The organism is Bradyrhizobium sp. SZCCHNRI3052 (assembly GCF_032484895.1).
GTDB lineage: Bacteria > Pseudomonadota > Alphaproteobacteria > Rhizobiales > Xanthobacteraceae > Bradyrhizobium.
The window spans coordinates 1-6,280 of record NZ_JAUETW010000027.1 but is presented as its reverse complement, the minus strand read 5'-3'; the positions used below and the strand labels follow the sequence as shown (position 1 = coordinate 6,280).

At 59.8% G+C, this 6,280-nt stretch carries 8 protein-coding genes; 7 read left to right on the top strand and 1 reads right to left on the bottom strand.

Features of this window, described 5'->3' with window-relative positions; translation table 11 throughout:
* Positions 1-177: 177 nt before the first annotated feature.
* The 6 genes from tnpC (at position 178) to QW887_RS34765 (ending at position 5,466) form a co-directional block, all read left to right on the top strand.
* Positions 178-1,704 carry an IS66 family transposase gene (gene tnpC, locus QW887_RS34790; RefSeq protein WP_315825833.1) on the top strand — a complete coding sequence of 509 codons (1,527 nt, stop codon included), beginning with the start codon at positions 178-180 and terminating at the stop codon, positions 1,702-1,704.
* Positions 1,705-2,432: 728 nt separating this feature from the next.
* A complete protein-coding gene (locus QW887_RS34785; protein WP_316186264.1) occupies positions 2,433-3,479 on the top strand; it encodes a hypothetical protein in 1,047 nt (348 codons plus the stop codon).
* A 524-nt stretch (positions 3,480-4,003) separates the two neighbouring features.
* Positions 4,004-4,240 (top strand): hypothetical protein, encoded by a 237-nt coding sequence (locus QW887_RS34780; RefSeq protein WP_316196196.1) that lies wholly within the window; start codon positions 4,004-4,006, stop codon positions 4,238-4,240.
* Positions 4,241-4,307: 67 nt separating this feature from the next.
* Entirely contained in the window at positions 4,308-4,916 is a 609-nt protein-coding gene (locus QW887_RS34775) for a hypothetical protein (protein WP_316186262.1), read from the top strand.
* A complete protein-coding gene (locus QW887_RS34770; protein WP_316186261.1) occupies positions 4,903-5,094 on the top strand; it encodes a hypothetical protein in 192 nt (63 codons plus the stop codon). The genes QW887_RS34775 and QW887_RS34770 overlap by 14 nt, the downstream gene beginning before the upstream one ends.
* 111 nt (positions 5,095-5,205) lie before the next feature.
* A complete protein-coding gene (locus QW887_RS34765) occupies positions 5,206-5,466 on the top strand; it encodes a hypothetical protein (RefSeq protein ID WP_316186260.1) in 261 nt (86 codons plus the stop codon).
* Between the two features lie 111 nt (positions 5,467-5,577).
* Here QW887_RS34765 and QW887_RS34760 read toward each other — a convergent pair whose 3' ends face one another.
* Positions 5,578-5,796, bottom strand: coding sequence for a helix-turn-helix transcriptional regulator (locus QW887_RS34760; protein ID WP_316186259.1), 219 nt, complete (start codon positions 5,794-5,796; stop codon positions 5,578-5,580).
* 177 nt (positions 5,797-5,973) lie between these two features.
* On the opposite strand from QW887_RS34760, the gene QW887_RS34755 reads away from it, so the two are divergent.
* Positions 5,974-6,280, top strand: a 307-nt coding sequence (locus QW887_RS34755; RefSeq protein WP_316196195.1) for a hypothetical protein, incomplete at its 3' end; no start/stop codon positions are given.

The following is a 6,280-nucleotide window of genomic DNA, read 5'->3' as shown; positions in this document are numbered from 1 at the left end:
GGTTATGATGGCTCGATCACGCTCACGCCGGCGCAGCTCGCGATGCTGATCGAAGGCATCGACTGGCGCGCGCCAGAACGCGTATGGAGGCCTGCGATTGCAGGATGATCCGCCAAAACCGGTGCTGAACTGAGTTGCGATTCTTCTACGAATCAGCGTGTTCGAGTACCATCGGACATGCAGCTCGATCTCGCCAATCTTCCCTCTGATCCTGAGCTTCTGCAGCGCCTGGTGCGCGACATTGCGGCCGCCATCGACCATCGCGACACCGAGATCGAGCGTCTCAAGTCCATCATCAAACAGCTGCAGCGGATGCAGTTCGGTCGTAGCTCCGAGCGCATCGATCCCGATCAGCTTGCACTCGGTCTGGAGGATCTCGACAGCGACATCGGCCGCGTCGAAGAAGCGCAACCGAAGGTCACCCCGGAATCCAAATCTCCGCCGCGACGTCGTGAGCTGCCTGATCATCTGCCACGCGAAGACGTTCTGCTTGACGTACAAGACCGCGTCTGCGTCTGCTGTGGCGGTGCTCTCCATCTGATCGGTGAGAGCGTCAGCGAGATGCTGGATTGGGTACCAGCTCAGCTTCGCGTCCTGCGAACGACCAGACCCAAATACGCTTGCCGAGCCTGCAAAAAGGTCGTGCAAGCCGGTGCGCCCGAGCGGTTGATCGCTGGCGGTCTGGCGACGCCAGCGCTGCTCGCCCACGTGTTGATCAGCAAGTACTGCGATCACCTTCCGCTCTATCGGCAGTCGCAGATCTTCGACCGTCATGGCGTCGATCTCTGCCGCTCGACGCTCGCTGGCTGGGTTGGCGGGGCGTGCTGGTGGCTCGAGGCCTTGCACGAACGGCTGTGCAAGAACGTGTTCGCCTCCAACCATCTCTTTGCCGATGACACGCCGATCCCAGTACTCGATCCTGGCCGCGGACGAACCAAGACGGGACGGCTTTGGGTGTACGCGCGTGAGCAACGGCCCTGGAGCGGCCCCGAACCTCCGGCTGCCATCTATTTGTTCGCTCCGGATCGCAAGGCAGAGCGACCGGTCGCACATCTTGCCGCCTTCAAGGGCATCCTGCATGTCGACGGATATGCTGGCTTCGAGCAGCTGGCCGACAAGGAGGGTATCACGCTCGCAGCTTGTTGGAGCCACTCGCGACGCAAGTTCTACGATGTGGCCGAAGCCACGGCGTCTCCCGTGGCAACAGAAGCCCTGCGCCGGATCGGCGAGCTCTATGCCATCGAGGCGCGCATCCGCGGCCAGTCGCCGGCCACCCGACTTGCCGAACGCAGGACGTTCTCCAAGCCGATCGTCGACGCGCTGAATGTCTGGTTCGATGCCCAGCTCCGCCTGGTCTCCGGCCGCAGCACGCTGGCTGAGGCGATCCGCTATGCGCTCTCGCGCTGGCACGGACTTACACGCTTCCTGAACGACGGCCGGATTGAGCTCGACACCAATCCGGTCGAACGGGCGATCCGTCCTGTCACGCTCGGTCGCAAGAACCACCTGTTCGCCGGCAGCGACGGTGGCGGACATCGTTGGGCGGTCATTAGCTCGCTGATCACGACATGCAAGCTGAATGACGTCGAGCCCTACGGCTACCTGCGAGACGTACTGCAGCGGATGATCGATGGACATCCCGCCAACCGTCTCGACGAATTGCTGCCGTGGAGCTGGAAGCTGACTGATCATGTCAAGCCCTGAGGCATGTGCGGCGGCCGGACGCTTACCCGCTCTTCGCTCGCTTCTCTCCAATCCCAGTCTGTACTGGGCTCAGACACCGCGCGGTGGCTACACGAGTAGTGAGCCTCAAGCAGCATCTTTGCTGCGGCTCCGGTCGGACCATTGGCATCCCGTCGCAGGGTCTTGGCGATCTATTGACAGGATCCAGAGCGATCGAACGGCAACGGCGATGGTACTCGTCTGCAAATCCGAGATGGAATGTCGGACGGCCCGCTAGCATCAATCCAACACGGATCGGTCCAGCATTGAGGAAAACTAGTGTTAAAGCCGCGCGCAAATCGCCGAGACGGAGGGACCAAACTTCGTGTCGAGCGGCGGCAGTTCGGCAGCAACGGCGCGCATCGTGGCCGTTAAGGGGAGGGCTGTAGCGTGCGGCGTCGCGCAATTCGGCCGTTCCGCTCTAGCTTCGGACGTGCCACCTTTGCGGGACACCTGCGCACAGGGTGGGGCTCGCGAGGCTTGATCCACTTTCGCCAAGCAACGGGCATACAAGTCCGCCATCCGGCACCACTCGCCCCGGGGCCCCCTCCGTCTCTCCCCGCGGGGCGAGCAGGAGGGATGACCGATCCTGGTCTGGGCAGGCGGCTCCCGGTTCCGGCCATTGAGGTCAGCGTTATCGTTTTGGAGCAGCCGGCCTTTCGCGCGCCTCCGATCACGCGGGGCCGAGACGCAAGGAGCAGCATCTGATCATGACCGAGTCCGTTCCGCCCCATCCATTCGATGACATGGAGGCGCTGGCCTGGCTGCGCTCCCAGCCCGAGGGACGCGTGACGGTCAGCGCCGCTGAGCTCGGACGCCAATGGGGTTGGAATAGGATGCGGACCAGTCGTCGCTTGAAAGCCTGGGAGCGCGCGGGCCTGATCAGCCGTAACGCTGAAGCGATCAATGTAACAGGGACCGTGACGTCGATCGTTACAGATGGTACCGCTGTCGTTACGGACTCCGCCGGCGTCACAGGGATCTCCGGAGCGGAGGAAGCTCACCGTTCCCCGACACGTGTCAAGCTCGCCGCTTTGATTGTGGCTCTGGCGCTGGCTTGTGTATCGGCTGCCTTTTCCATCGACGGCCTGACCGCGATCTTTGCCGGGGCCTTCTGGCCTGTCATCATCATGGGAGCCGTACTGGAGGCTGGCAAGCTCGTGGCGGCGGCCTGGCTGACTGAGCATTGGACGTCTGCGCCGTCTCTCCTGAGATTCATCCTCATCCTAATGATTGGCGTGTTGATGGGCCTGAACGCCGTTGGCGTATTCGGCTTCCTCACCCGCGCCCACCTCGACCATATGGCATCCATAGATCTCACCCTGGCCGACAGAACCGCAGACGTCGAGGCCCGCCTCGGGATGCAGGGCCGAGTGGTCAGCGACATTGACCGGCGTATTGCCCAGATCGACGCGGCCATCGACGAGGCCACGCGCCTTGGCCGGCCGGTTGGAGCGATGACGATCGCTGACCAGAGGCGTCGCGAACGTGCCGACATCGCGGCGGAACGCCAACGAGAGTCCCAGGCCCTCGCTAATCTACAGATCGAAAAAGCCAAGGTTGACGCGCAACGCAGGCGTGCCGAGGCCGAGGTCGGACCGATACGATATCTCGCAGAGCTGATTGGTATACCTGCCACGGACTTTGAGCGAGCGGTCCGGCTGCTCACGCTGGCGCTCGTTGCGGTCCTTGATCCGATGGCAGTGGCGCTGCTGCTCGCTGCCGGAGTTCACGCCAGGCGCGCGGGTTCATTCTGACCGTTGCCATTTCGTCTCGGAGCAAGCTCCTCGAGCGATACCGGGCCGGAGCAAGTCGGTGAGCGGCAAGCCGTCTTCCGCGCAATCGTGCAGCCGAGGACCAGGAGAACGAAGTAAGGGTTTCTCACACCCTATGCACCTGCGGTGCTGACGCTTCGGCGGGCCGCGCACGGCTATCTCATTGGGGTGAAACAAAGAGTCGGTATCAATAGGCGTCTACACAGCCGGGTTTGAAAAATACAGCGGCGTTGCCGAATGATCGACAAGGCGCTGCGCATCAATCACTTGCCGGCGTTTGGGCGCGTATACGAACTCATATGCCAGTCAGCGGTTGATCCATCGTGCGTTTGCTTCAATGCATGACCTGAACGAACCAGTCGGGCTCTTGAATAGTAGGAGGAGCTTGCGCCGTTGAATCGTATACCGCACGTGATTTTCCGGCGCTTAAGCCAGGTGAGATCGCTACTGAGGTTCTTCAGCCGGCGCGGGAGCGCGGGCCGGAGCTGGAGCTCGCCATCGGCTCGATGTTCGCCGTGCTGAACGTGTTGACCAGGGACGACGCCAAGCTCAAGCTCCAGGTGCCGGAGTGGTGCGAAGCCGTTGGAGAATACCCGCTGTTCGCCATCCGAAAGGCGGCGAAGTGGGCGGTGACGGGAAGGCATAAGCTGCCCAGCCTGTCGGCATTCACCGATGCAAGCTTGGCGATCGGGAATACCGTGTTGCAGCACGATAGTTTATTGAGGGGGCTCCTAACGTCGTAACTGCTCAAGGTTGCTGCAGCTGATGACTTCGCGTATGTCCGCGCCTTTGGGGTGAAGCAACCAAGGCATGAATTTTCCCAATCTTACCTGTCCGATGTCTCCAGTGATTTCAGACCTTGAAGACATACCGACAGACCTCGACGTCAATTACGAGGAAGGATGCTGGTACATCCGGATCCCGATCGCGCTGAGCGAGGATGGCCGCTGGCTGACTTCCATTGATGTTGGGTACCAGGAAAGTGATGGAGAAAGTCCATGCGACGGTATCGCGCCTATCGATTTCTACAGCTTCGGATACGAAATTCACCTTTTTGATCAACAGTATGGCGTTTCTTATCTGACGATGAATCCGCTCGAAGCTCGGTGCGCAATTCCGTCCGAAATTCGACATCTTGTAATTGATATCACGTGCGCATGCTACCTTAAGCTTATTGCAGAATGCGATCCAAGCTACATATTCAGAGTTACTTGGCTGACCGAGCCCGGGAAAGGTGCGCTGAAGAAGCACGACCAAGCAACTGAAACCCTCTGCCAATCCGGATACACCGTGATAAAAGAGGGAACTGATCAACACGGCTGCAAGTTTTGGCTGCTAGGGAAGAGCGACGAAGATCACTCGCATTTGGAGCGAGTTGAGGGTAATGAAGCGGTGGGAGCTGATCATGAGCCTTCGTAACCATTTCGATATCGCCCTCAAGAAGGGCCAGCAGAAGCCGGAAGACCGCGCGCGCGCCCTCGGTGTGACCATCAAGACGGGCGATGATGCTGCGCGCCATCTGAAACAGGCGCAGGATTCGCTGGATAAAATCCGGGCAAAACAGGCTGAGCGTCAGAAGAAGCTCGCGCACGCGTAGATCGCATTCTTATGAAATGTAACCTAAAGGCCGCCGATCCGGCGGCTTTTTTGTGCCTTGCTTGACTATCGTGCCCGTTTTGTTCACCGTGGCGAAATCCCACGTTTGGCCATGCGCTCCATCGAATACATCCGCTCGGATATCGAGCAAATGCGGCGCCAGATCGGCCGCCAGCAAAAGGAAATCCTCCAGCTTCAGCTTCAGCGGGCAGGTGTCGCGACCGCGTCGGCGGAAGCGCTCTTGGAGCGCATGCAAGCCAAGGTGGACAGCCTGGTTGAGCAAGGGGACCGGCTTAAGGGCGAGGAGCGCCTGGGTAAAACCTACGCCTCCGGCAAGCGGATCAACGGCACCCCATCCCATCGGCGAGCGTGATGGGCAAACTGCGTCGATTTCCGGCGCGGTGGGGGTGGAAGAGGGTGGTGACCACTCTTTCCGGGTCTACGACGTAAGCGGAGGCTGGATCTGAGCGATCGGAGCCAACTATCAGCGTGCCAATCGAACTCCTGGCTGATCGCCGTCGATGAATTGCACGCCTCCCGCCTCCAAGGCACGCCTGACGGCCGCCAAATTGTTGATTGACGGGATCCGCCGGCCTTTTTCGAAATCACGAATAGTACTCTCACTTAGATTGGACCGAGTGGCCAATTCAGCCTGAGACCAGTCGAGCAGACCACGAGCTGCCCGAGATTGATCGGGAGTCATCAAACCGCCATTTCATGGAACACGATTTCCGTCTAACAGCCACGAAAAGCGTTGACATCCGCTTTTATAAACGCTAACCGTTTAAGATCGGTGGTTTTCGTTTACCCGGGCAAAAAAATGCACAATCGCGCCAGGGACACTAGCCCGGAGCTTACTTCAGGCGACCCAGACGCTCCTTTGATCGATCTTGAGAAGCAGTTTTTGGCATTGGTAGCTGAGCTCGATGGTGGTGTCGGAAATCTTGCGCAGTGCGACGAGTACCTAACGACAAGGGATGAAGCCGTGTTAGCCCGGCTCGATCCCGTGGAACGAGCAATCATGGAAACGCCCGCCTATACTATGATGGGTCTGAGTGTGAAGGCGCGTCATTTGGCCCATGTTCTCTCGGAGTACTGGGAGGCTCCAATTGAGCTGCCACCGAAGTTTCATCCAGCAGAGTTTAGAGTCCGGGTGGGTTGTACGCCGAGTGGCGCGGGTGGAGCAA

What these genes read in the sequence shown, in the direction of transcription:
- tnpC (WP_315825833.1), top strand. Translation starts at nt 178, where the DNA reads ATGCAGCTCGATCTCGCCAATCTTCCCTCTGATCCTGAGCTTCTGCAG.
- QW887_RS34785 (WP_316186264.1), top strand. Translation starts at nt 2,433, where the DNA reads ATGACCGAGTCCGTTCCGCCCCATCCATTCGATGACATGGAGGCGCTG.
- QW887_RS34780 (WP_316196196.1), top strand. Translation starts at nt 4,004, where the DNA reads ATGTTCGCCGTGCTGAACGTGTTGACCAGGGACGACGCCAAGCTCAAG.
- QW887_RS34775 (WP_316186262.1), top strand. Translation starts at nt 4,308, where the DNA reads ATGAATTTTCCCAATCTTACCTGTCCGATGTCTCCAGTGATTTCAGAC.
- QW887_RS34770 (WP_316186261.1), top strand. Translation starts at nt 4,903, where the DNA reads ATGAGCCTTCGTAACCATTTCGATATCGCCCTCAAGAAGGGCCAGCAG.
- QW887_RS34765 (WP_316186260.1), top strand. Translation starts at nt 5,206, where the DNA reads ATGCGCTCCATCGAATACATCCGCTCGGATATCGAGCAAATGCGGCGC.
- QW887_RS34760 (WP_316186259.1), bottom strand. Translation starts at nt 5,796, where the DNA reads ATGACTCCCGATCAATCTCGGGCAGCTCGTGGTCTGCTCGACTGGTCT.